At 69.7% G+C, this 23,299-nt stretch carries 22 protein-coding genes; 11 read left to right on the top strand and 11 right to left on the bottom strand.

Annotated features, from left to right (window positions below; translation table 11 throughout):
- Positions 1–1,455, top strand: a complete 1,455-nt coding sequence (locus FB381_RS00255) for a dihydrolipoyl dehydrogenase family protein (RefSeq protein WP_141778429.1) — start codon at positions 1–3, stop codon at positions 1,453–1,455.
- A 128-nt stretch (positions 1,456–1,583) separates the two neighbouring features.
- Here the strand turns inward: FB381_RS00255 and FB381_RS00260 are convergent, their stop codons facing one another.
- A complete protein-coding gene (locus FB381_RS00260; RefSeq protein WP_141778430.1) occupies positions 1,584–2,780 on the bottom strand; it encodes an ATP-binding protein in 1,197 nt (398 codons plus the stop codon).
- 205 nt (positions 2,781–2,985) lie between these two features.
- Between FB381_RS00260 and FB381_RS00265 the strand changes: the two genes are divergently transcribed.
- Entirely contained in the window at positions 2,986–3,849 is an 864-nt protein-coding gene (locus tag FB381_RS00265) for an Fpg/Nei family DNA glycosylase (RefSeq protein WP_141778431.1), read from the top strand.
- A 9-nt stretch (positions 3,850–3,858) separates the two neighbouring features.
- The gene (locus tag FB381_RS00270; RefSeq protein ID WP_141778432.1) at positions 3,859–4,185 is read left to right on the top strand and encodes a rhodanese-like domain-containing protein; all 327 of its coding nucleotides are present in this window, start codon (positions 3,859–3,861) and stop codon (positions 4,183–4,185) included.
- Here the strand turns inward: FB381_RS00270 and aat are convergent.
- On the bottom strand, positions 4,182–4,916 hold the full coding sequence (gene aat, locus FB381_RS00275) for a leucyl/phenylalanyl-tRNA--protein transferase (protein WP_141778433.1): 735 nt from the start codon (positions 4,914–4,916) through the stop codon (positions 4,182–4,184). The genes FB381_RS00270 and aat overlap by 4 nt on opposite strands.
- A 36-nt stretch (positions 4,917–4,952) precedes the next feature.
- Here aat and FB381_RS00280 point away from each other — a divergent pair, with 36 nt between their 5' ends.
- Complete coding sequence (locus FB381_RS00280; protein WP_246087892.1) at positions 4,953–5,663, top strand: EcsC family protein; 711 nt, start codon at positions 4,953–4,955, stop codon at positions 5,661–5,663.
- Here the strand turns inward: FB381_RS00280 and FB381_RS00285 are convergent.
- The 4 genes from FB381_RS00285 to FB381_RS00300 form a co-directional block, all read right to left on the bottom strand.
- Positions 5,653–6,831, bottom strand: coding sequence for a hypothetical protein (locus tag FB381_RS00285; protein ID WP_141778434.1), 1,179 nt, complete (start codon positions 6,829–6,831; stop codon positions 5,653–5,655). The two genes, FB381_RS00280 and FB381_RS00285, sit on opposite strands and share 11 nt — an antisense overlap.
- A gap of 30 nt (positions 6,832–6,861) precedes the next feature.
- Positions 6,862–7,941, bottom strand: a complete 1,080-nt coding sequence (locus FB381_RS00290; protein WP_141778435.1) for a hypothetical protein — start codon at positions 7,939–7,941, stop codon at positions 6,862–6,864.
- Between the two features lie 8 nt (positions 7,942–7,949).
- Positions 7,950–9,050 (bottom strand): hypothetical protein, encoded by a 1,101-nt coding sequence (locus tag FB381_RS00295; protein WP_141778436.1) that lies wholly within the window; start codon positions 9,048–9,050, stop codon positions 7,950–7,952.
- 91 nt (positions 9,051–9,141) lie between these two features.
- Positions 9,142–10,080 (bottom strand): hydroxymethylglutaryl-CoA lyase, encoded by a 939-nt coding sequence (locus FB381_RS00300; protein WP_141778437.1) that lies wholly within the window; start codon positions 10,078–10,080, stop codon positions 9,142–9,144.
- 127 nt (positions 10,081–10,207) lie between these two features.
- On the opposite strand from FB381_RS00300, the gene FB381_RS00305 reads away from it, so the two are divergent.
- Entirely contained in the window at positions 10,208–10,702 is a 495-nt protein-coding gene (locus FB381_RS00305) for an RICIN domain-containing protein (RefSeq protein WP_141778438.1), read from the top strand.
- 4 nt (positions 10,703–10,706) lie between these two features.
- Here the strand turns inward: FB381_RS00305 and FB381_RS00310 are convergent, their stop codons facing one another.
- From FB381_RS00310 to FB381_RS00330, 5 genes are all read right to left on the bottom strand, one after another.
- Positions 10,707–12,590 (bottom strand): acetyl/propionyl/methylcrotonyl-CoA carboxylase subunit alpha, encoded by a 1,884-nt coding sequence (locus tag FB381_RS00310; RefSeq protein ID WP_246087893.1) that lies wholly within the window; start codon positions 12,588–12,590, stop codon positions 10,707–10,709.
- Positions 12,591–12,607: 17 nt separating this feature from the next.
- Positions 12,608–14,134 carry a carboxyl transferase domain-containing protein gene (locus tag FB381_RS00315; RefSeq protein WP_141778439.1) on the bottom strand — a complete coding sequence of 509 codons (1,527 nt, stop codon included), beginning with the start codon at positions 14,132–14,134 and terminating at the stop codon, positions 12,608–12,610.
- Between the two features lie 77 nt (positions 14,135–14,211).
- Positions 14,212–14,775 (bottom strand): SACE_7040 family transcriptional regulator, encoded by a 564-nt coding sequence (locus tag FB381_RS00320; protein ID WP_141778440.1) that lies wholly within the window; start codon positions 14,773–14,775, stop codon positions 14,212–14,214.
- A gap of 32 nt (positions 14,776–14,807) precedes the next feature.
- On the bottom strand, positions 14,808–15,500 hold the full coding sequence (locus tag FB381_RS00325; protein WP_141778441.1) for an SWIM zinc finger family protein: 693 nt from the start codon (positions 15,498–15,500) through the stop codon (positions 14,808–14,810).
- Positions 15,497–18,211: a DEAD/DEAH box helicase gene (locus FB381_RS00330; protein WP_141778442.1), complete on the bottom strand. Its 2,715-nt coding sequence runs from the start codon at positions 18,209–18,211 to the stop codon at positions 15,497–15,499. Before FB381_RS00330 ends, FB381_RS00325 begins: the two co-directional genes overlap by 4 nt.
- A 121-nt stretch (positions 18,212–18,332) precedes the next feature.
- On the opposite strand from FB381_RS00330, the gene FB381_RS00335 reads away from it, so the two are divergent.
- The 6 genes from FB381_RS00335 (at position 18,333) to FB381_RS00360 (ending at position 23,221) form a co-directional block, all read left to right on the top strand.
- The gene (locus FB381_RS00335; RefSeq protein ID WP_141778443.1) at positions 18,333–19,022 is read left to right on the top strand and encodes a molybdopterin-dependent oxidoreductase; all 690 of its coding nucleotides are present in this window, start codon (positions 18,333–18,335) and stop codon (positions 19,020–19,022) included.
- A 68-nt stretch (positions 19,023–19,090) separates the two neighbouring features.
- Positions 19,091–20,698 (top strand): DHA2 family efflux MFS transporter permease subunit, encoded by a 1,608-nt coding sequence (locus FB381_RS00340; protein WP_141778444.1) that lies wholly within the window; start codon positions 19,091–19,093, stop codon positions 20,696–20,698.
- A 107-nt stretch (positions 20,699–20,805) separates the two neighbouring features.
- Complete coding sequence (locus tag FB381_RS00345) at positions 20,806–21,543, top strand: endo alpha-1,4 polygalactosaminidase (protein WP_211352284.1); 738 nt, start codon at positions 20,806–20,808, stop codon at positions 21,541–21,543.
- A complete protein-coding gene (locus FB381_RS00350) occupies positions 21,537–22,172 on the top strand; it encodes a DUF4333 domain-containing protein (protein ID WP_141778446.1) in 636 nt (211 codons plus the stop codon). Before FB381_RS00345 ends, FB381_RS00350 begins: the two co-directional genes overlap by 7 nt.
- Before the next feature lie 4 nt (positions 22,173–22,176).
- Positions 22,177–22,716, top strand: coding sequence for a hypothetical protein (locus FB381_RS00355; RefSeq protein ID WP_141778447.1), 540 nt, complete (start codon positions 22,177–22,179; stop codon positions 22,714–22,716).
- A gap of 10 nt (positions 22,717–22,726) precedes the next feature.
- Positions 22,727–23,221, top strand: coding sequence for a hypothetical protein (locus tag FB381_RS00360; RefSeq protein ID WP_141778448.1), 495 nt, complete (start codon positions 22,727–22,729; stop codon positions 23,219–23,221).
- Positions 23,222–23,299 lie beyond the last annotated feature (78 nt).

Here is a 23,299-nt window from a genome sequence, read left to right on the forward strand (position 1 = left end):
ATGACGTCCAACAGCCCCGAGGTCACCGTCGATGTCGTCGTCATCGGTGCCGGCCCGACCGGAGAGAACGTCGCCGATCGCGCGGTGCAGGGCGGCCTGAGCGCAGCGATCGTGGAGAGCGAGCTCGTCGGCGGCGAGTGCTCCTACTGGGCGTGCATGCCGTCGAAGGCTCTCCTCCGCGACGCCGCCGCACTGCGTGCGGCCCGCGCGCTCCCCGCCGCCGGCAAGGCGGTCACCGGCGATCTCGACGCGACCGCCGTGCTGGCCAGGCGCGACCAGTTCACGTCCGGATGGGACGACGGCGGCCAGGTCGACTGGCTGACCGGCGCCGGGATCACCCTGGTCCGCGGGCAGGGCCGCATCGCCGACACCCGCACCGTCACGGTGACCGACGCCGACGGCACCACGACCACCCTGCACGCCCGCCATGCCGTCGTGGTCGCCACCGGCAGCGCCGCGCTGATCCCGCCCATCACCGGCCTCGCCGACGTCGACCCCTGGACCAACCGCGAGGCCACCGGCGCCACGTCGATCCCCGACCGCCTGGCCATCATCGGCGGCGGGGTCGTCGGGGCCGAGATGGCCACCGCGTTCAGCGCCCTCGGGTCGCAGGTGAGCCTCGTCTCGCGCACCCGGGTCCTCCCGGGGGTCGAGGAGTTCGCCGGCAAGCACGTGGCCGAGGCGCTCGAAGCCAACGGCGTCACGATCCACACCGGTGTCGACGCGGTCGAGGCCCGGCGCGACGACTCCGGCGACGTACGCCTCACCCTCTCCGACGACACGACGGTGACCGCCGACGAGGTGCTGGTCGCCGCCGGCCGCACGCCCAACACCAAAGACCTGGGCCTGGAGAACGTCGGCCTGACCCCCGGTAGCTGGCTGGAGGTCGACGATTCGCTCGCCGTGGTCTCCGACGGCACACCGGTCGGAGACAGCTGGCTCTACGCAGCAGGCGACGTCAACCATCGAGCGCTGTTGACCCACCACGGCAAGTACCAGGCCCGTGCCCTGGGCGACCTGATCGTCGCCCGAGCACGCGGCGAGGAGCCCGACCTGAGCACCTGGGGCCGCCATGCCGCGACCGCCGACGAACGCGCCGTCACCCAGGTGATCTTCACCGACCCCGAGGTCATCGCCGTGGGCCACTCCGCCGAGTCGGCGAAGGCTGCCGGCATCGAGGTCGGCGTCGTCGACCACGATCTGGGTGCCGTCGCCGGCTCCTCGCTGCACGCCGACGGCTACCGGGGACAGGCACGGATGGTCATCGACGAGCAGCGCAACGTGCTGGTCGGCTTCACGGCCGTCGGACCCGACACCGCCGAGCTCCTCCAGGCGGCGACGATCGCCGTCGTCGGCGAGGTGCCCCTCGACCGCCTCTGGCACGCGGTGCCGGCCTACCCGACCATCAGCGAGATCTGGCTACGCCTGCTCGAGACCGCCGGGCGTGACCGGTAGACCGTTCCTCCGTCAAGGTATGCAGGCGAAGGCTCACATCCCGTGCGTAGCTCCACGAGGGAAGTGAGCCTTCAGCTGCATACCTTGACGGAGGGCCACGCCGCCCCTGCCGACCACACTGCGCGGACCTAACCCTGCTGGCGCAGGTAGCGACCGAAGTGGGGGACGGTGAAGGCGATGCGGCCGCGCTCGCCGGAGTAGATCAGGCCCTTCTTCATCAGCGCGTCACGCGCGGGGGAGAGCGACTGCGGCTTCTTGTTGAGGAAGGTGGCGACGTCGGCGGTGGCGACGGTGCCGATGTCGTCGGCGCCGAGCTCGACGGCGGCGTCGGCCATGGCGCGCAGATAGTCGCGCTCGGCCGGGGTGGCGCGCTCGTAGCGAGACCCGAAGAAGCCGACGGCCAGCTCGCGCTCGGCCTCGGGGGCGGCGACCTTCACGTCCTCGATGGTGATCGGGGAGCGGGGCGCCTGGTCCCACACGGTCTTGCCGTAGGCCTGGATGAAGTAGGGGTAACCGCCTGTGGCGGAGTACATCTCGTCGAGCGCGGCGGCCTCGAACTCGGCCTCCTCCTCGCTCGCCGGGGCGGCGAGCGCGCGGTCGGCGGCGTCGCGCTCGAGGCGGTCGATGCGCTGGTAGGAGAAGAGCCGCTCGGAGTAGGACTTGCTCGCCGAGAGCACGGCCGGCAGGTGTGGCAGGCCGGCGCCGACGACGATCACCGGCAGCCCCGACTGGCTGATCTCGTGGCAGGCGGCGCACATCGCGGAGACGTCGTCGGGCCCGAGATCCTGCATCTCGTCGATGAAGACCCCGACCCCCTTGCCGACGTCGGCGGCGAGCCCACCGACATCGGTGAGCAGCTCGACCAGGTCGATCTCCACATCTCCGGAGTCGGCCCGGCCACGCACCGCCGGCGCCTCGATGCCCGGTGACCACTGCTCACGCAGCTTGGCGTTGGGGCCGGCCTCTCGTTGAGCGAACGAACGGATCACCCCGAGCACGTGGTCGACGTCGTCAGCACTCGGATGACCGAGCTCGCGCACCGCCTGGTGCAGAGCGCTCGACAGCGGCCGGCGCAGCGACTGGTCGGGGCGGGCCTCCATCTTCCCGGTGCCCCAGCCCTTGCGGACCGCGGCCGAGCGCAGCGTGTTGAGCAGCACCGTCTTGCCGACGCCACGGAGCCCGGTGAGCACCAGCGACCGCTCCGGACGACCACGGGCGACCCGCTCCAGCACCACGTTGAACTGCTCGAGCTGCTCGTTGCGACCGGCGAGCTCAGGGGGCCGCTGACCAGCGCCCGGAGCGTACGGATTGCGGATGGGGTCCATGATCAGACGATATCCAGATATATAGGGCGCGTCTTAGATTTCGCTAGCGAGCCACATCATTCGGCGAACGTAGGCCAATATCCATCTATCTAGGTTCATTCCTAGATAGGCGCAGACTCCACGATCGACCCCTAGTCTCGAACGTGTGTTCGATCTTAAGGGCAATCTCCCCCTGATGCAAGGCGAAGGTTCTAGACTCACGAACATGCCGGAACTCCCCGAGGTGGAAGCGCTCGCCGAGGATCTGCGCGGACGCCTGAAGGACCGCGCGATCACGAAGGTGCACGTCGCCCAGTTCAGCGCACTGAAGACGTACGACCCGCCCCTGACCGCGGTCGAGGGCACCCTCGTCGACGACGTGACCCGGCACGGCAAGTTCATCGACATCGACGCCAGCGGCGTCCACCTGGTGATGCACCTGGCCCGCGGCGGCTGGATCCGCTGGCGTGACGAGCTCCCGGCCGCCCCGCCGCGCCCGGGGTCGAAGTCGGGCCTGGCGATCCGCATCGTGCTCGACGACGACAGCGGGCTCGACATCACCGAGGGCGGCACCAAGAAGAGCCTCGCGCTCTACGTCGTCCACGACCCGCTCGACGTGCCCGGAGTCGCCTCGCTGGGCCCCGACCCCCTCAAGGACGACTTCACCCTCGACCGTTTCCGCGACATCCTCGCCGGTCAGGGCCGCAAGCAGATCAAGGGCGTGCTGCGGATGCAGTCGATCATCGCCGGCATCGGCAACGCCTACTCCGACGAGATCCTGTGGGCGGCCAAGATGTCGCCGTTCAAGCCCGCCGAGATGACACCCGAGGAGTCGGAGACGCTCTACGCCGCTCTGCGCTCGACGCTCCAGGACGCCGTCGCACGCGACTCCGGCCTGGCGATGAGCGAGCTCAAGGGCGAGAAGAAGTCGAACCTCGCCGTGCACGGCAAGGCCGGCAAGAAGTGCCCGGTCTGCGCCGACACCGTGCTCGAGGTCAGCTTCGCCGACTCGAGCCTGCAGTACTGCCCCACCTGCCAGACCGGCGGAAAACCGCTCGCCGATCGCCGCATGTCCAGGCTTCTCAAGTAGTATTTCGGGGTGAGCATCCCCACCGTCGAGATCGCCGGCGTACCCGACCCGCTGCCCGTAGCAGTCCTCGACGTGCGCGAGGACGACGAGTGGGCTGCCGGCCACATCGAAGGTGCGATCCACATCCCGCTCCAGGAGCTTCCGGCCCGCCTCGGCGACCTCCCCGAGGGGCAGACCCTCGTGGTCTGCAAGGTCGGCGGCCGCAGCGCCAACGCCGTCGGCTACCTCGCCCAGCAGGGCTTCGAGGTTGTCAACCTCGCCGGCGGCATGGTCGACTGGGCCGGCGCCGGGCGCCCGATGGTCAGCGAGACCGGCGCCGAGGCATACGTCCTCTAGTCAGCCTCCGACGAAGGGCCGCCGAAGACTTCCGGGAGCGGCAGCCGTAGCGCCTTCTCGAGGCGGTCGAGGTAGTCGTTGCGAGCGACCTCGACGACCCCGAGGGACGCGAGATGGTCGGTGCGCCACTGCACGTCCAGGATGCGCTGGTCGGTCGAACCCGCCTCACGCAACGCGGACACCAGCCCGACCAGCGCCACCTTCGACGCGTCACGGACGCGGTGGAACATCGACTCCCCGGCGAAGAGACCACCGATGGCGACCCCGTAGAGCCCACCGACGAGGCGATCGTCCTGCCAGGCCTCGACCGAGTGCGCCCAGCCCAGGCCGTGCAGCTCGCCATAGGCCTTGCGGATCCGCTTGTCGATCCAGCCGTGGGGGCGACGCGGGTCGGCACACGACGCCATGACCTCCTCGAACCGGGTGTCGAACCTGATCTCGAAGTCACGCGCTGACCTGCGCAGAGATCGCGAGACGCGGAGCTCGTCCAAGGGCAGTACGCCGCGCTCGACCGGCGAGAACCACATCATCGGATCGCGCCAGGACTCCCCGGGCATGGGGAAGATCCCGTGACGGTAGGCGGCCAGCAGTGTGCCGGGCGCGACGTCCGCGCCCATCCCCACCAGATCGTCCAGAGCATGCGCATCGTTGCCCGCCGCCCGCGCGTCACGAAGGTCGGCAAAGGCCCACTGCGACGGCTCCGGTTCGATCGGACCCCCAAGATTCGCCACGGCAAAACGTTATCGCCTTCCCGATACGATCGGAGCATGATCGGTCCCAAGTCAGTGCTCTCCGTGGCGGCCGGCCGGCTCGCGCCCAAGGTCGTCGGGTCCGCCCCCGGTGTCACCACCGGCGTCATCCGGCAGGCGCTCCACCACGCGATCGTCGGTGTCGGACCGCTGCCCGGCGCCGCGGCGACCGCCGAGAAGCACCTCGAGGACAACAACGACGACGCCGAGGCCGCGGTCAAGCACATCGTCGACACCCACGTACGCCTCGCCGGGGTCGGCGGCTTCGCGACCAACATCGGCGGGCTGGTCACCCAGGCCGTGACGCTGCCCGCCAACATCACCGGCATGGCGATCATCCAGTGCCGGATGGTGGCCTCGATCGCGCACCTGCGCGGCTATGACCTGACCGACCCACGCGTACGCAACGCCATCCTGCTCACCCTCCTCAGCGAGGAGAAGGTCAGCAAGCAGATCCAGAGCCAGAAGATCCCGGCCCCGCCGATGGCGATCGCGACCGCACCGGCCTATGACCGCGCCATCGACGACATCGTGGCCGCCGAGGTCGCCCAGGAGCTGATCGGCCGCGTCGCCGGCAAGCGGATGGTGTCGATGGTCGCGAAGCGGGTGCCGCTGGTCGGCGGCGTCGTCGGCGCCGGCGCCGACGGCTGGATGACCTACCAGATCGGCCGCTACGCGTCGCGCGAGCTGCTGCCGAAGCGGAGCGACGGCCGCGGCGCTAGCGCCTGAAGACCCGATAGACCCGCAGGATCGCTCGACCCCACCAACGGCGCTCGAGACCGTTGCGGGCACGCTCCTTGGGCACCAGCGACTGGGTGTGTGCCAGATCGGCCCGCAGGGTGGTGACCTCGTCTTCGAGGCGCGCCTCCGAGCTGCGCAGCCGGATGGCCTCCTGGAGCAGCGCGTCGATGGTGGCAACGCCTGCGTCGAGCACCTCGCGCGAGTCGATCGTGTCGGGGTCGACGAACGGCTTGCCGGCCAGATCGCCGGGCACCAGCAGCTCGTCGAGGCCACCGACCACGTCGTAGCCGCGACCGGAGAGCGCGTCGACCCAGCTCCGGGAGAGCGCATCGACCCACGGCAGGATCGAGGGGGAGAGCGCCAGCCGCGCCGAGCCGCGGCGCTTGGCCAGGGTGCGGTGCGCCAGGAACTCGCGTACGAAGGGTCGGTAGTCGGCCGGCTCGATCACCGGCACGACCGCCAGGTTGACCTCGCGCAGCAGCGCCGCCTCGGGCACGCCGAGCGAGGGGTTGCCGCGGTCGATCTCGGCGAGGTCGATCTCCAGGTCGTCGAGCCAGAAGGCCTGGGAGAACCGCTGCCACAGCAGCGCGGAGTCGGATCCGGGCGGTGGCACCGTGATCAGGTGGACGCGCTCGGGCGGGATGCCCTGGGTCCAGCGGTCGAGGATGTCTGGCAGCTCCTGGACGCCCCAGAACCACGACCCGATCCGCCCCTCCCGAGCGGGGTCACGGACCTCGTCGAGGAACTCGGCGTAGGAGACCACCGAGCGGTGCTTGATGTTCTCCTGCCACTCGGCCGGGATCTGCCTGGCCAGGTCGCGTGCGGAGAGCATGATGTGGATCTCCGAGTCGCCCAGCGACTCGAGCGCGTGCTTGGCCTGCTGCCAGGAGGCGCTCGCCAGGATCTCGTGGGAGATGATCACGGTGCCGTGCTCGACCGCTCGCACCTTCTCGGCGAGGGCGTTCCAGGCGCCGGTCGCCTCTTCCTCGATGCCTCCCCAGGGGAGATCCATCAGGTCGAGCGCGGCGAGGAAGTGGGCGTCGAACCGATCGGCGAAGTAGTAGACGTCCTGCTCGGCCAGGGCTTCTCGGTTGTGGAAGAGAACGTCCTGAAGATAGGAGGTGCCCGTCTTCGGGGTGCCGACGTGAAGCAGCACGCGCCGCCCAGTCTCCAACGCTCTACTCCTCTAGGAACGCCCCGCCAGCAGTGACAACGCGAGCGCCAAGGCCCGGCGCTCGTCGGGACCCTGCGACGCTCTCCCCGAGGGGAGAAGCCGGTCCGGGTCTCCGTGGAAAGCGTATCTGCCTTCGAGCAGTGCATCACGTTGGGCCCGCGCTCGTGTTGCGACCCATTCCAGACTTTGCGCAGGGAAGCCGACCTCCCGTGCCCCGGGATGCAGCGGCTCGAGCTTCTCCAGCCGTGGCCGCAGACCGTCGACCAGCAGCGTGCGCTGGGTCTCGAGATCAGTTCGTACGCTGAGGACCTGCCCGATCACGCGAGCGACCTCGTTGGCCTCGGCCGAGACCGACCAGGGGCCGGGCACGCTGTCGACGCCGAGCAGGTCGGGCAGCAGCGACGCATCGGTGACGATCTCGACCCGCTCCCTCCCGACCCGCGCGGCCCACCAGGCGGCGATGCGGGGCAGGTCGGCGCGGGGGCCGAGCCAGCCGCGCCACTGGGCGTCGCGCAGCCAGACCGGCCACGGGTTGACCCGGTTGGTGAAGGTGCGGAACTGCCACGCTCCGGCGGCGACCTCGTCGAGCGGACCGCCGAGCACGTAGACCGTGAAACCTCTGCCACCGGGCAGCTTTCCCTGTCGCTCGAGCTCCTCCCGGATCGGCATCGTCAGCCACGGGGAACCGACCAGGCGATAGGGCAGCTTCTCCTGCTCAGCGGCGGGTTCTGCTGGTGCTGTCGGCCCGGTCTCCAGGAGGTCTTCGGCGAGCAGCACGCTGGCCGCCCTCAGCAGCTCGCGCGGGGCCAGCTCGGCCGGATCCACGGGCTGCGGGCCGTACGTCCGGGGCGAGGTGTCACCGACGAGCGGCAGGTCGCGGCGACCGCGGCCCGGCGGGCTGGTGCGCAGCAGGCTGTCGACGCGCGGCCGCTGCAAGGGACCGGTCGTGTTGACCCGACGCAGCAGCTCGAGCACCTCGGCACCGGGGAGATGCGTCTCCGCGAAGGGTTCGGCGGGCTCGGACCATGACGTCCACGGAGTCGTGCCGCCCTCGCGCAGGTGCGCGGCCCACCCCCAACCCCTGGTCGGCACGGCTTGCATCAGGAGCGTCGCCCCTTGACGCGCCGGATGAGGTTGGAGGCCCTCGATGCGACCGGGCGCCGGCTGCGGGAGGCCTCGACGACGACGGCGACGAGCGCGTCGATCGCGGCATCGGCGACGTCCTTGGCGCGCGGCGCGTCGGGGTCGACCCACTCGACGTCGGCGGCGGGGTGTCGCGGGCGGAGGTCGTCGAGATCGCCGGCGACGTCGACCTTGGCCAGCTCGGCCCACTCGACCCACGAGTCCGCGACCTGGTCGGCCCAGCCGAAGGCCGACGGCGGCATGGTGACCCGCTCACGGCCGTCACGATGGGCGAGGGTGCGCTTGGCGATCACCTCGGTGACCATGTGGCGGTAGTCCTCGCGGGGCAGCTCCTCCGCCTCGATCCGGGCGTTGAGCCGGCGCAGCAGAGTGGCCTCGGCCCGGCCGAGCGACCGGTTGTGACGGTCGCTGTCGACCGGCGCCCACGACTCCTCGATCCCGACGACGTCGCAGAACCGGCGCCAGAGCACCTCGCTCGACGCTCCGTCGTGGGGCACGGTGACCAGGTGGACCCGCTCCGGCGGGAGGTTGCGACCCCACCGGCTGAGCACGTCGGGCAGGCCGTGCGTACGCCAGAACCAGGCGGCGGAGCGCGACTGCTTGGCCGTCTGCATCCGCTCCAGGTAGCGCGCGAAGGTGACCTTGCGCTCGCGCTGCATCTGGTCCTGCCACTCGGCGGCGACGACGCGGGAGATGTCGCGGGCGGTGTAGACGATGTGCAGCTCGGCGCCGCCGCCCTCACCGAGGTCGCTCATCGCCTTCTCGACCCGGTCGGGCCGGGCACCGGCGAGGAGCTGGTGGCTGATCACGATGGTGTCGGACTCGTGGCGGCGTACGCGTTTGACCAGCGCGTCCCACTCGCCGTGGACCGTCTTGCGCATGCCGCCCCAGGGGCGGTCGATCAGGTCGAGCGCGGGCCGGAAGAAGTCGGGCTGGTTGCCGACGGGGTAGAAGACGCCATGCCTCTCCAGGGACACCCGGTTGTGGAACAACCTGTCCTGGAGGTAAGTCGTGCCCGTCTTGGGAGCGCCGACGTGGAGGAAGACTTTGCGCGCCATGATCCCGCTATTCTGCACCAGGTTAATAGAGTTTGTCGCGGCGGTCCGCTCTTTGTCACCGGGCCGTCACTCTTGGATGCAGCCTAGTGCCCTAGGAACGCAGGGCACGTACGACGGCCGAGGGACTCGGCCTGCCGAGATGGTCGGCGAGCCAGCGGCTGGTGTCGGCGACCTTGTCGAGATCGACGCCGTGCTCGATCCCGAGGCCGTCGAGCATCCAGAGCAGGTCCTCGGTGGCGAGGTTGCCGGTCGCGCTCTTGGCGTAGGGGCATCCGCCCAGCCCGCCGGCGCTGGCGTCGTAGGTGGTCACCCCCGCCTCCAGGCCGGCATAGGTGTTGGCCAGCGCCTGGCCGTAGGTGTCGTGGAAGTGCAGCGCGAGCTGATCGGTCGAGACACCGGCGGCCGCGAAGGCCCCGATGAGCTGCTTGACGTGGCCTGCGGTGCCGACGCCGATCGTGTCTCCGAGGCTGAGCTGGTCGGCACCGAGGTCGAGCAGACGCTTGCCCGCCTCGACGACCTTGGCGATCTCGACCTGGCCCTCCCACGGGTCGCCGAAGCACATCGACAGATAGCCGCGCACGGTCATGCCGGCGTGCTTCGCGCGCGCCATCGTCGGCTCGAACATCGCGAACTGGCCGTCATAGCTCTGGTTGAGGTTCTTGTTGGCGAAGGTCTCGGTCGCGCTGCCGAAGATCGCGACGTGGCGCAGACCCAGCTCGAAGGCGCGGTCGAGCCCCTTCTCGTTGGGCACCAGCACCGGCAGCTCTCGCGCCCGCTCGCCGAGGCGGCCGACGAGCTCGGTCATCAGCTCCTTGGCGTCGGCCAGCTGGGGCACCCACCTGGGATGCACGAAGCTGGTCGCCTCCACGGGGCTCAGCCCGGCGTCGAGCAGCCGGGTGACCAGGTCGGCCTTGATGCCGGTGTCGATGGTCGTCTGCTCGTTCTGCAGGCCGTCGCGCGCGCCGACCTCGTAGATCGTCACGCTCGCCGGCAGGCCGTCCTGGCGTACGACAGCGGGGAGATCACTCATGCTTGCCAACCTTTTCCTCGTGCGAAACCTGACAGATCGCGGGCAGAGATCTGAGAGAGGCCCCTGACAGCGTCGACCTGACGCTCGGACCACCAGGGCCGAGCCTGGTAGATAGGCAGGACCTCACATGTCGACCCCGATTCTCACCATGCTGCGGACGCACCGTCCTCAGCGCACCGCGGCCGTTGCCCTGGCCGCTCTCATCGCCGCGATCGGGCTGCTGGCCGGCTTCGCGCAGCCGGCCTCGGCGGCCACCCAGACCTACCGCAACGAGGCCACCGGACAATGCCTCGAGGACGTCGGCGGGGGCGAGCCGCGTACGTCGGCCTGCGTCGGCGTCACCACCCAGCAGTGGAACGTGAAGAGCTGGAACGACGGCACCAAGCGCTTCCAGAACGCCAAGACCGGCGAGTGCCTGCACGCCCAGATCGGCACCGGCACCGGCGTCATCTTCCTGCGCAGCCTCCCGTGCAACGACAGCGAGCAGCAGAGCTGGTGGGTCAAGCGCTGGTCCGACGGCACCATCCGATTCCAGAACGAGGCCTTCGACTGGTGCATCCAGGACCCGTACGTCGGGGGCCTGGCCGCGTGCGACAGCAGCGAGAACCAGAGCTGGCACTGACCGGTCAGTCCGCATCGGGCGACACCACGAAGAGCTCCGCCCCGAGCGGCACCTGAGAGCCGGCACCGGCGCCGACCACGGCGACGGTGCCGGCGAACGGTGCCTTGAGGGCGACCTCCATCTTCATCGCCTCGAGCACACCGAGCACCTGGCCCTCCTCGACCCGGTCGCCGACCTGGACCCGCACGTCGATCACGGTGCCGGGCATCTTGGCCTCCACCGCGCCATCGCTGTGGTGCGCGGCGGCACCGGCGACGCGGTCGGGCGGGGAGAGGTCGAACCGGTGACCCTGGTGGACGATCTCCGCCAGGCCGGGCTGGACGTTGACGGCCGCCCAGTGGCGTACGCCGTCGACGACTGCCACGAGCACGTGGTCGGCCGCGCTGATCTGCTGCACGCGACGACCGTCGACGACTCCGTTCGGGCGGTCGACGGTCATGGTGCGGTCGAGGTCGACGATGGTCGGCGCCGGTGGCCCGGCGACCCGCCAGCCGTCGGCGCGGAACGCCGTCGTGGTGTCGGCCGCCGCGGCGAGCATCGCGCTCACCCAGGCGACGAGCACCCGCGGCACGTCGGCATCCGGAGCCGCCACCTCGTTGCGGTCGAGCCAGGCGGTGTCGATCCCGGCATCGCCGAACGCGTCCGAGTCGGCGAGCACCCGCAGGAAGCCGGTGTTGGTGGTCAGCCCGAGCACGGCGGTCTCGTCGAGCGCCTTGACCAGGCCACGACGGGCGGCCTCGCGGTCGGGGCCACGGACGATGATCTTGGCGAGCATCGGGTCGTAGGCGGTGCTCACGACCTGCTCGCTCTCGAGCGCATGCTCGACCCGGGCCGCGGTCGGCCAGCGCACGATCGAGGTCGCACCGGCCTGGGGCAGGAAGCCGCCGAAGGCGTCCTCGGCATAGACCCGCACCTCGATGGCGTGGCCCTCGATGCGTACGTCGTCCTGGGCGATGCCCAGCGGATCGCCGGCGGCGACGCGGAGCTGGAGCGCGACGAGATCGGCGGCGTCGCTCGACCCGGCGATCCGCACGGCCTCCTCGGTCACGGGGTGCTCGACCTGGAGGCGGGTGTTCATCTCCAGGAAGTAGGCCTCGCCGGTCGCCTCGTCGAGCAGGAACTCGACGGTGCCCGCGCCGGTGTAGCCACACTCGCGCGCGAGCGCGACGGCGCTGGTCAGCACCAGGTCTCGTTGCTCGTCGGTCAGGGTCGGGGCGGGCGCCTCCTCGATCACCTTCTGGTGGCGACGCTGCACCGAGCAGTCGCGCTCGAAGAGGTGGATCACGTTGCCGTGGGTGTCACCGAAGACCTGCACCTCGATGTGGCGGCCGCGCTCGACGTACTTCTCGATCAGGAGGGTCTCGTCACCGAACGAGCTCAGCGCCTCGCGGGCGGCCGCAGCGCGCGCCTCGTCGAGCTCGTCGGGCGCACGGACGATGCGCATGCCCTTGCCACCGCCGCCAGCGGCGGCCTTGACCAGCAGCGGATAGGGGCTGTCCTCGCCCCGCGGAACCACGGGTACGCCGGCAGCGACCGCGATCTCCCGGGCCGCGTCCTTGCGGCCCATCTGCTCGATGACCTCGGGCGTCGGCCCGACCCAGGCCAGGCCGGCCTTCGCCACCGCCCGGGCGAACTCGGCCCGCTCGGAGAGGAAGCCGTAGCCGGGATGGACCGCTTCCGCACCCACCGCGGCAGCGGCCGCGACCACCGCGTCGGCGTCGAGGTAGGAGGCGACCTCGACGGCCTCGTCGGCGTCGCGTACGTGGGGCGCGTCCGCGTCGAGCGCGGTGTAGATCGCGACCGTGCGGATGCCCAGCTCGCGGCACGTGCGGAAGACGCGACGCGCGATCTCGCCACGGTTGGCGACCAGCACACTCTCGAACAGCACTGCTTCAGACAACCCAGTCACATCCTGAAGATTCCGTAGTTGGGCTCGGGTGTCGGCGCGTTCGCCGCGACGGCGAGCCCCATCGCCAGCACCCGTCGGGTGTCGGCGGGGTCGATGATGCCGTCGTCCCACAGGCGCGCACTGGCGTAGTAGGGGGAGCCCTGCGCCTCGTACTGCTCCCGGATCGGAGCCTTGAACTCCTCGTCGTCGGGCTTGCCGGCGACGGTGGCGAGCACCGAGGCGGCCTGCTCGCCACCCATCACCGAGATGCGCGCGTTGGGCCACATCCACAGGAACCGCGGGTCGTAGGCGCGGCCGCACATGCCGTAGTTGCCGGCGCCGTAGGAGCCGCCGATGACGACGGTGAACTTCGGCACCACCGAGCACGCCACCGCGGTGACGAGCTTGGCGCCGTCGCGGGCGATGCCCTTGTTCTCGTACTCCTTGCCGACCATGAAACCGGTGATGTTCTGCAGGAACACCAGCGGGATGCCGCGCTGGTTGCACAGCTCGACGAAGTGGGCGCCCTTGAGCGCCGACTCGGAGAAGAGGATGCCGTTGTTGGCGACGATGCCGACGTGCTGGCCCTCGATGTGCGCGAAGCCGCAGACCAGGGTCTCGCCGTAGAGCTGCTTGAACTCCTGCAGCTTGGACCCGTCGACGATGCGGCGGATCACCTCACGCACGTCGTAGGGGGTCCTGGTGTCGGCGGGCACGATGTCGACGAGGGTCTCCGGCGACTCCGCCGGCTCGTCATACGTCGCCGTCTTCGTCTCCTGCTCCGGGAGCGTCGAGACGATGCCGCGCACGATCTCGAGGGCGTGCTTGTCGTCGTCGGCGAGGTGGTCGACGACACCCGACTTGGTCGCATGCACGAGACCGCCGCCGAGCTCCTCGGCGGTGACCTCCTCGCCCGTGGCCGCCTTCACCAGCGGCGGCCCACCGAGGAAGATCGTGCCCTGGTCGCGCACGATCACCGTCTCGTCGCTCATCGCCGGCACGTATGCTCCGCCGGCCGTGCACGAGCCCATCACGCTCGCGATCTGCGGGATGCCCTTGGCCGACATGTTGGCCTGGTTGAAGAAGATCCGGCCGAAGTGCTCACGGTCGGGGAAGACCTCGTCCTGTTTCGGCAGGAACGCCCCGCCGGAGTCGACGAGGTAGATGCACGGCAGCTGGTTCTCCGCCGCGATCGTCTGCGCGCGGAGGTGCTTCTTGACGGTCATCGGGTAGTAGGTGCCACCCTTCACCGTCGCGTCGTTCGCCACGACCATGCACTTGCGCCCGTTGACCAGCCCGATGCCGGCGACGACGCCCGCCGAGGGCACCGCCCACTCGTCACCGTCGTCGTACATCTCGTACGCCGCCAGCGGAGCCACCTCGAGGAACGGTGATCCGGGGTCGAGGAGCGCATCGATCCGATCACGCGGGAGCAGCTTCCCGCGGTCGGTGTGTCGCTTCCGCGACCGCTCGCTCCCACCCTGTCGCACCCGCCCGAGCCGCTCGCGCAGCTCGAGGGTCAGGTCACGCAAATTCGCCGCCATAGGGCGAGGTTAACGTTCATTAACCTCGGCTGACAAGATGCTCGGCCGAAACAACGGTCTCGGCACCGGCCCTCCGGCTACTCGGTGAGGGCGGCTCGGGCCATCGTGGTGAGCACGGAGCGCGTCGACTCGGCGGGGAGCACGCGGTTGTGCGGCGTGGAGTTGATCAGGCCGAAGACGCCGTGGGCCATCGCGCGGGCGGTGTCGTGGGAGAGCGACGGGTTGCGGTCGCGGAGCTGGTCGGCCCACAGGTCGACGTACTTGCGCTGCAGGGTGCGCACCTGCTCGCGCGCCTCGTGGGGCAGCGACTGCCAGTCGCGCTCCTGCACCACGATCAGCGCCCGGTCGCGCAGCGCGAAGTCGACGTGCCAGTCGATCAGGGCCTCGATGGCCGCGGAGGTGCCCGAGGCCGCCTTCACCCGGGTGCGTCCCTCGCGGAGCAGCTCCTGGGAGATCGAGACGAGCATCTCGGCGAGCATCGCGTCCTTGCTCGGGAAGTGCTTGTAGAGCGCCGGCCCGGAGATGCCACAGGCGGCACCGAGCTCGGCGACGGAGACGCCGTGGAAGCCTCGGGCCGCGAAGAGCTCGGCCGCGGTGTCCAGGATCTGTTCGCGCCTGGTCTTCGTCGGGGCCGTGGTCATTGCTCGAGGTTAGCGCTGATTCACCCGCGATTTCACTCCTCGAGCATGTGACGTGCGCGAAGCACGGCATCGAGCGCGATCTCGACGTCGTCGACCTGCTCGCGCGCGGGCTCGCCGGAGCCGGCCCGGTCGGGCTCGGGCTGCTGCCGCAGACGCTTCCGCAGCCGCCCCAGCAGCTCGTCTCGCCCGACACCGCGCAGCTGAAGCAGCACCGAGGCATCGCGGTCGACGATCCAGCACAGCTGGTGGAGCACGGCGAGGGAGTGGCCGCAGACCGCGTGCCAGTGTCCGCACGTGCAGGTCACGGCCAGCTCGTCGCCATAGGGCACGAGCTCGACCCCGGCCTCTTCGGCATGCTCGGCCACGTCGAGAGGCAGCTCTCCGACCAGCAGCGCCTCGGTGCGCTCCGGGGAGGCACCGAGCACCTCGGACAGCGCCGCGGCCGAGTCGGCGTCGAGCCCCGGCACCGCGCCGGTCACCGTCCACAGCCCGCGCTCGTCCTCGACGGCCGCGGCAAACCTGCCCGACTCGACGACCAGCCCACCGATGCGCCCCGAGCGCGCGAGCGCGCGGGCGCCGGTGAGCTGGTTGTCGTCGAAGGCCCGCTCCTCGATCGCCCGCAGGAGCGCGCGCCCCCACCAGGACTCGACCCGGACCAGACCGCGCCGGTGCGGCTCGCGGGCGAAGGTCAGCACCGCGCTCGCGGGTCGCTGGCGCTCGCTCATGACGCGATCCGGCGGCGCTTCTTGCGCTTCTGCGGGCCGAGCTTGACCAGCTCGCGCAGGTCGGCGTTGGAGAGCTCGGTGAACGCCGCCTCACCGCCGCCGAGCACGGCGTCGGCGAGCACCCGTTTGCGTGCCAGCAGCTCGGCGACCCGCTCCTCGACGGTGGCCTGGGTGATCAACCGGTGCACCTGCACCGTCTGCGTCTGCCCGATGCGGTGGGCCCGGTCGGTGGCCTGGTCCTCGACCGCAGGGTTCCACCACCGGTCGACATGCACCACGTGGTCGGCGCGGGTCAGGTTGAGCCCGACACCGCCGGCCTTGAGCGAGAGCAGGAAGACCGGCACCTCACCCGCCTGGAAGCGCGAGACCATCCGCTCGCGCTCGGCCACCGGGGTGCCGCCGTGCAGGAGCTGGTGGGAGACGCCGGCCGCCGACCAGTGCTCCGAGAGCAGCCGAGCCATCGCGACGTACTGCGTGAAGATCAGCACCGCCCCCGACTCCGCGATCACGGTCGAGACGAGCTCGTCGAGGATGTCGATCTTCTGCGACCGGCCGGCGATCCGGCCGCCGTCCTGCTTCAAGCTCCCCTGTTTCAAGAACTGCGCCGGGTGGTTGCAGATCTGCTTGAGCCCGGTGAGCAGGCTGAGCACGAGCCCGCGGCGCTGCGGGTCGTCGGCCTCGAGCCGCTCGATCCGCGCCATCGCGTCGCGCACGTACGCCTCGTAGAGCACCGTCTGCTCCCGCGTGAGCGACAGCAGATGATCGGTCTCGGTCTTGGGTGGCAGCTCGGGCGCCACTCCGGGGTCCGACTTGCGCCGCCGCAGCAGGAACGGACCGACCAGCGCCGCGAACTCCTTCGCCTTGTCGACGTCCGCGCCGGCCTCGATCTGGCTCGCCCAGGCCCGGCGGAACGCCAGCCGGCTGCCCAGCAGACCCGGCACGCACCAGTCGAGCAGCGCCCACAGCTCGGTGAGGTTGTTCTCCACCGGGGTGCCGGTCAGGGCCACCCGGGCGTGCGACGGGATCTCGCGCAGAGCCTTCGCGGTCGCCGACGCGGCGTTCTTCACGTGCTGTGCCTCGTCGGCGACGACCAGCCCCCAGGAGACCGACCCGAGCAGACCGGCGTCACGCCGCATCGTCCCGTACGTCGTCAGCACCATGCCGCTCGCACCGTCGAGGTCGCGCTCGGCGCCATGATGGCGCCGCACCTCGACCCCGGGCGCGAACCTCGCCAGCTCGGCCTCCCAGTTGCCGAGCAGGCTGGCCGGACACACGACCAGGGTGGGCCCGGAATGCTCCTTCTGGCGATGCAGGTGGAGCGCGATCGTCATCAACGTCTTGCCGAGGCCCATGTCGTCGGCCAGGCACCCGCCGAGGCCGAGCGAGGTGATCCCGGCCAGCCAGGTCAGGCCCTCGACCTGATAGCCCCGCAGCGTCGCCTGCAGGTCGGCCGGCACCTCGACGGCCGGCCCCGAGGTCGCCTCGAGCACCTGGTCGCGCAGCTTGCCGATCGACGCACCGACGATCACCTTCTCGCCCGGCGCGGCCTCGGCGACCTCCGCAGGAACCTGCCCGGTCAGCGCGACCGCCAGCGCCTCGCCGCCACTGATCCGCTTGAGCAGCCGCTTGCGCGCCCGGCGCAGCACCGAGGGATGCACGACCGCCCACGACCCGCGCAGCCGGAGCACCGGCCCGGCGGCGCTCGCCAGCGCGTCCATCTCGGCGGCATCGAGCGGCTCGCCACCGAGCGCCATCTGCCACTGGAAGGCGAAGAGCCCCTTCTCTCCCAGCGGCGACTCGCGCATCAGGTCTTCGCGCGCATCGGTCGACGACGACGGCACCCGGTCGACCGCGACCGACGTCGTCAGGTCGCGGGAGAGCGATCGCGGCCACAGCACGTCGACGCCACGCTCCTTGAGCCACTCGACGCCGTCTTCGAGAAGACCCACGACCTCGTCGCTCGTGAGGGTCAGCCCCGACGGCACCGGCAGGTCGAGGAGCCGGTCGAGCACCGGCCACGCCTCGGCAGCACCACGCAAGGCCACCTGCGCGTGGGTGCGCGCCCGCGGGCCGAACCCGTGGTCGTCGGCTTCGTCCCACAGCCGGTCGGCGTCGGCCACATGCAGCGGATCGGCCTCGTCGTGCACCTGCGGCACCAACGTCAACGCCCCCGCGAGCAGATCCTCTTCAGGCGCCTCGACCCGCAGCGAGAGCCGCACCAGCGACGGCAGCGCGGCCGTGACCGGCCCCTCGTCGGTGCGATAGCGCGACAACCGGGTCTGCAACGACTCCCGGAACGCGCCCGCGCCGTCGGCCTTCGGCGCCGAGGTCGGCACCGCGTCAGCCACCGCCGCCACGATCTCCCGCACCAGCAGCTCGGCGGCCTCCGCATCGAGGTCGTCATAGGCACGCGACTCCGCCAGCAGCCGCACCCGCTCCTCGTCGTCGGGCGCATAGCGCACCGCCCACGAGCCGCCGTCGGGCTCGAGCTGTCCGGCAGCGACGAACCGGAGCCCGAGATGCGCTGCCGACGCGACCAGAGCGACCGAGGGATGCAGCTCGGTGGCGGCGTACGCCTTCTTGAGCACCGGCAGCGCCGCCCGCATCGGCAACGACACCGATCGCCGCGAGTCGACGAACTCCACCGTCGACTCGCGCGGCGGCTGCGCGAGCCGAAAGACCGCGCGACCGGCGACGGGGACGAAGGACATGCCACGACCGTAGCCGCCGCCACCGACATCGGAGTCTTCGAAGATCTCTCATCCTGCAGGATGAGGGAGCCGACCGCAGAGGCTGAGGCGCAGCGTCTCCGGCGCTGCGACGGTGGCAGACATGACCGAGACCACCCGCCCACGCGCCATTCTGCCTCCCGGACAGCGCGCCATCGACTTCTTCCCGCGCTTCGGGAGACGTATCGACCAGCCCCCGCCGACCGTGCCCGCACATCCGACCGTGACCTTCGGCGGAGCTGTCGCGCCACCGATCGAGGTGCCCGTGGACGACCTCGTCGGCGCCGACCGTCGCGTGCTCGACGCCGACTTCCACTGCGTCGCCGGCTGGTCGGTGACCGGCCTTCGTTGGGAGGGCGTCGCCTTCGCCGACGTCTATCGGCGGTACGTCGCGCCGGCCCTCCCGCCGGGCACGACCGTGACTCACCTGATGGTCCGCGGCCTCGACGGCGAGCACTTCTTGGCCCTCCTGGACGACCTCCTGTCCGACGACGTGTTCCTCGCCGACCGGCTCGACGGCCGCCCGCTCGACGGCACCCACGGCGCGCCGCTGCGGCTGGTCAACCCGGCGCAGTACGGCTACGCCAACATCAAGCACGTGTGCCGTGTCGACGCGCTGGCGGGCGCCCCGGCGGCAGGCCCGGCGTCGCTGCTCGAACGACTGCTGCAGTCGCACCCGCGGGCGCGTGTCTGGGAAGAGGAACGCCACGGCACCGTGCCCGGCCGGCTGGTCCGTCCGATCTACCGAGCGATCAAGACGGTCCTGCTCGCCAAGGCCGGTCGCGGTGAGTGAGTCAGGTCACCAGTCGATTGCAGATAACAACTAGGCTCATTAACAACTCACACGTAGGCTGTCAACCCGTGACAGAAACTTCTGCCAAGCCTGAGAAGGCGCCCGACGAGCACCTCGACAAGAGTGTGCTGATCGTCGCAGGTGTCGTCGTGCTCGGATCGATCATGTCGATCCTCGATATCACCGTCGTCTCCGTCGCCCTGGAGACCTTCCAGCGCGAGTTCAGCGCCACCTCCGCCGAGGTCGCCTGGACGATGACGGGCTACACCCTCGCCCTGGCGACCGTGATCCCGCTGACCGGTTGGGCCGCCGACCGGTTCGGCACCAAACGTCTCTACATGACCGCGATCGTGCTCTTCGCGCTCGGCTCGGCGCTGTGCGCGCTGGCCACCACGCTGCCGATGCTCGTCGGTTTCCGAGTGGTCCAGGGCCTCGGTGGCGGCATGCTGATGCCGCTCGGCATGACGATCCTGACCCGCGCCGCCGGGCCCGAGCGGGTCGGCCGCGTGATGGCGATCCTGGGCGTGCCGATGCTGCTCGGCCCGATCCTCGGCCCCATCATCGGGGGCGCTCTGATCGACTCCGCCTCCTGGCACTGGATCTTCCTGATCAACATCCCGCTCGGCGTCATCGCCCTGGCGTACGCCTGGCGGGCGCTGCCGAAGGATCACGTCGAGCCGTCGCAGTCCTTCGACTTCCTCGGCATGGTGCTGCTCTCGCCGGGTCTGGCGCTGTTCCTCTACGGCGTCTCCTCGATCCCCGAGGCCGGCACGATCCTCGACACCAAGGTGCTCTCGTTCATGGTCGCGGGGCTTCTGCTGATCGCGGCCTTCATCCCGTGGGCGCTCTCGGCTCGCAACGACCACCCGCTGATCGACGTACGCCTCTTCGGCAACCGCGAGCTCACCGTCGCCGTGATCACTCTGGCGATCTTCGCGATGGCGTTCTTCGGCGCCTCGCTGCTGTTCCCGCTCTACTACCAGCAGGTGCGCGGCCAGGACGCTCTTCACGCCGGTCTGCTGATGGCTCCGCAGGGCCTCGGCGCGATGGTGACGATGCCGCTGGCCGGCATGCTCGCCGACCGCACCGGCCCGGGCAAGATCGTGCTCAGCGGTCTGACCACGATCGCCGTCGGCATGTTCATGTTCTCGCGGCTCGACGAGGCGACGCCCTACTGGTATCTCCTCGTGTCGCTGTTCATCATGGGCCTCGGCATGGGCGCCACGATGATGCCGACCTTCGCCGCCGCTCAGGCGACGCTGCGCGAGCACACGATCGCGCGCGGCACGACGCTGGTGAACATCGTCCAGCAGGTCGCTGCCTCCGCCGGCACCGCGCTCTTCTCGGTGCTGCTCACCAACGCGCTCTCGGGCAAGGAGTCGGTCTCCGCGGCCGGTGACCTCGCCGGAAAGCTGGGGGTCACCCAGGACGGTCTGCAGAAGTTCATGTCCGACCCGGCCAACCAGCAGAAGGTCGGCGAGGCCGCAGCATCGCTGGGTCTCGACCCGGCCAAGCTGCCCGAGCTGTTCAAGGCGATCCCGGTGGAGATGGCCGAAGCCTTCTCCTCCATCTTCGTCGTCGCCGCGATCCTCGTGCTCGTCACGCTCATCCCCGCCTGGTTCCTGCCCAAGAGCAAGGCCGAGCACGGCGCCGCCGCACCCACGGTGCTCCACTGAGAGTCTCCAGAAGTACGCAGGGCCGGGCTGCCGTTGGCAGCCCGGCCCTTGCCGTACTCCTCGTCTTCGCCTTCGTCTTCGTCGCTGCCGGCTGTGGCTCACCGTCGGTGGCTCTTCCACCGACCGATGGCACCTTCGACTACCAGCTCGGCGCCACTGCTGACCGCCTGGCCGATGGCACGCCTCTCGACGTCGTCGTACGCGACGCCACCGCCGCACCCCTCGAGGACGCCTACAACGTCTGCTACGTCAACGGCTTCCAGACCCAGCCCGGCTCCGACTGGTCCTCCCGGTCGTCGGCGCTGCTGCACGACGCCTCCGGAGAGCCCGTACGCGACCCCGACTGGCCCGACGAGATCGTCCTCGACCCGTCGACCGCGTCTGCCCGGGAGACGATCCTCGAGGTCGTCGGCCCGATCATCGAAGGATGTGCCGACGACGGCTTCGACGCCGTCGAGATCGACAACCTCGACACCTGGACCCGCTTCGACGCCATCTCTCGCGACGGCGCCTTCGCCCTGGCGTCGGAGTACGTCTCCACAGCCCACGACCTCGGCCTCGCCATCGCCCAGAAGAACGCCGCCGAAGCCGCGCAGGCCGCCCACGACGACCTCGGCTTCGACTTCGCCGTCGTCGAGGAATGCGGCGCCTACGCCGAGTGCTCGTCATTCACCGACGTCTACGGCTCCCACGTGCTGCAAGTCGAGTATCCCGACTCACTCGACGACGCCGGCCTCTCCTTCTCCGACGTCTGCGCCGACCCCGCTCGTGCTCCGCTCACCGTCCTTCGCGATCGAGACCTCGTGGGGCAGGGCGACGCTGCGTACGTCTTCGACAGGTGCTGAACGGCGAAGCATCCGAATTCAGAGATCGCAAACACCTGCAAACGTGGTTACATGGCGCCATGAAAAGTAAACGCGCCATCTCGGGCGCATTCGCGGGCGCGGCTCTTCTTCTCATCACTGCATGCTCAGCCTCAGTAAGCGCAGGCAAGTCCATGGACGAGAAGGATGTCGAGAAGACACTCTCTGACGCGCTGACGAAAGAAACCGGCACCAAACCCGACAAGATCGACTGCCCCGGCGACCTCAAGGGCAAGATCGACACCAAGATGACGTGCACGCTGACCAGCGACACCGGCGAACACGACGTCGCCTTGACGGTCACGAAGGTGGACGGCCTCGACATCCGTTTCCACTACGAGCTCGCAGATCCGACGAACGATGAGACAGCGTCCGGTCCGACCCTGGACAAGGCCCAGGTCGAGCAGAAGGTCTCGGGCATGCTCGAGAAGCAGGTTGGGCAGCGCCCCGACAAGATCGAATGCCCTGGAGACCTCCCCGCCAAGGTCGGAGCCTCGCTGGAGTGCACGCTCACCGCCGGCGCCGACGAGTTGGGCGTCACAGCCACTGTCACCGAGGTCGAGGACTCCACGGTCAACTTCCACATCGAGGTCGACGACCAGGTTGGGTGATGGCGTGACGCCGCAGCAAGGACCGCCGCCGGCCGCGTACCCGCTCTACGACCGGGCGAAGCGGGCTACCGAAGGCTCGCCATACACCGTTACGCCCACCTCAAGAGGTTTCGACGTCTCGCTCGATCTGGTCAACGCGAAGTGGTACGGCCTGTTCAACAAATCAGGAGTGACCGCGTCGTTTGTTCACCACGTCTCTGCGGACGCGAACGGCACCTACCGAATCCTCGACGACAAGGTCACCTTCACGTGGAGCGCAGGTATCCCTACCCAGTTCCGCTACACCCGCGTGCAGGGTCGGATCTACAGCGTCGGCTTCGAGAAGTCTTGGGGCATCACCGAGGGCGGAGATCTCGGCCAGATCACCGACTACAAGTTCAGCTCCGAAGAGGGCCGCGCGTTCATCAAGGTCGCAGCCAAAGCACTCGGCATGAGGGAGAAGATGCCCGCCGCGGCGGTCATCGCGTTGGGCTTTGCCCTCCTCGGCGGGCTAGGAGCGATGCTCACCCTGATTGTGCTCGGCGTCAGGCTGCTGGCCAGCTAGATTGACCAATATGGCCACGCCACTCTCGGAACTTCTACCGCAGATCGTCACGCTGAACGTCCCGGATCAGCCCTTCAGCTACTTCGCCCAGGGCGATCAGATCATCGGCTGGTGGGACATCGCCAAAGTCACCAGCCTGTATCCGACGCAAGTCACACATGCCGACGAGTCCTACCGGCTCACCGTCACCCTCGACGAGCGCAACGGAACCTTCGACTACAACGACTTCCGCCGGTCATCCAACTGGAAGGCCGGGGCCACGAGCGATGGCTTCAAGATCGGCGGCGAGATGGAGTGGCACTCCGGCCAGCGCACCGAGAAGTCCTGGACGTTCCAGCTCGGCGGACTCAATCGCTCCTCCGTCGGCGGGAGCGAGCCTGAGGTCGGCACCGGGCCCGTCGTCTACTCCTTCGAGACCAGCCGTATCAAGGAGCCGCTGTTCGGCTGGCTGCAGTCGCACGGGTGGCAGCACAAGGGAGTTCTCGGCAAGTTCTTCGCACGCTGACCAACCACCTGCACCGGAAGCAGTCGGTGCCTCGATCGCGTCAGGCATGTGGAATCTTTATGTTTAGAAACCCAGTGT

Origin of the sequence: Nocardioides albertanoniae, from assembly GCF_006716315.1 — a bacterium.
Lineage (GTDB): Bacteria > Actinomycetota > Actinomycetes > Propionibacteriales > Nocardioidaceae > Nocardioides > Nocardioides albertanoniae.

Excerpts from the sequence above, each read along its gene's own strand:
- FB381_RS00255 (WP_141778429.1), top strand. The coding sequence starts at position 1 with ATGACGTCCAACAGCCCCGAGGTCACCGTCGATGTCGTCGTCATCGGT.
- FB381_RS00260 (WP_141778430.1), bottom strand. The coding sequence starts at position 2,780 with ATGGACCCCATCCGCAATCCGTACGCTCCGGGCGCTGGTCAGCGGCCC.
- FB381_RS00265 (WP_141778431.1), top strand. The coding sequence starts at position 2,986 with ATGCCGGAACTCCCCGAGGTGGAAGCGCTCGCCGAGGATCTGCGCGGA.
- FB381_RS00280 (WP_246087892.1), top strand. The coding sequence starts at position 4,953 with ATGATCGGTCCCAAGTCAGTGCTCTCCGTGGCGGCCGGCCGGCTCGCG.
- FB381_RS00295 (WP_141778436.1), bottom strand. The coding sequence starts at position 9,050 with ATGGCGCGCAAAGTCTTCCTCCACGTCGGCGCTCCCAAGACGGGCACG.
- FB381_RS00300 (WP_141778437.1), bottom strand. The coding sequence starts at position 10,080 with ATGAGTGATCTCCCCGCTGTCGTACGCCAGGACGGCCTGCCGGCGAGC.
- FB381_RS00305 (WP_141778438.1), top strand. The coding sequence starts at position 10,208 with ATGTCGACCCCGATTCTCACCATGCTGCGGACGCACCGTCCTCAGCGC.
- FB381_RS00315 (WP_141778439.1), bottom strand. The coding sequence starts at position 14,134 with ATGGCGGCGAATTTGCGTGACCTGACCCTCGAGCTGCGCGAGCGGCTC.
- FB381_RS00320 (WP_141778440.1), bottom strand. The coding sequence starts at position 14,775 with ATGACCACGGCCCCGACGAAGACCAGGCGCGAACAGATCCTGGACACC.
- FB381_RS00325 (WP_141778441.1), bottom strand. The coding sequence starts at position 15,500 with ATGAGCGAGCGCCAGCGACCCGCGAGCGCGGTGCTGACCTTCGCCCGC.
- FB381_RS00330 (WP_141778442.1), bottom strand. The coding sequence starts at position 18,211 with ATGTCCTTCGTCCCCGTCGCCGGTCGCGCGGTCTTTCGGCTCGCGCAG.
- FB381_RS00335 (WP_141778443.1), top strand. The coding sequence starts at position 18,333 with ATGACCGAGACCACCCGCCCACGCGCCATTCTGCCTCCCGGACAGCGC.
- FB381_RS00360 (WP_141778448.1), top strand. The coding sequence starts at position 22,727 with ATGGCCACGCCACTCTCGGAACTTCTACCGCAGATCGTCACGCTGAAC.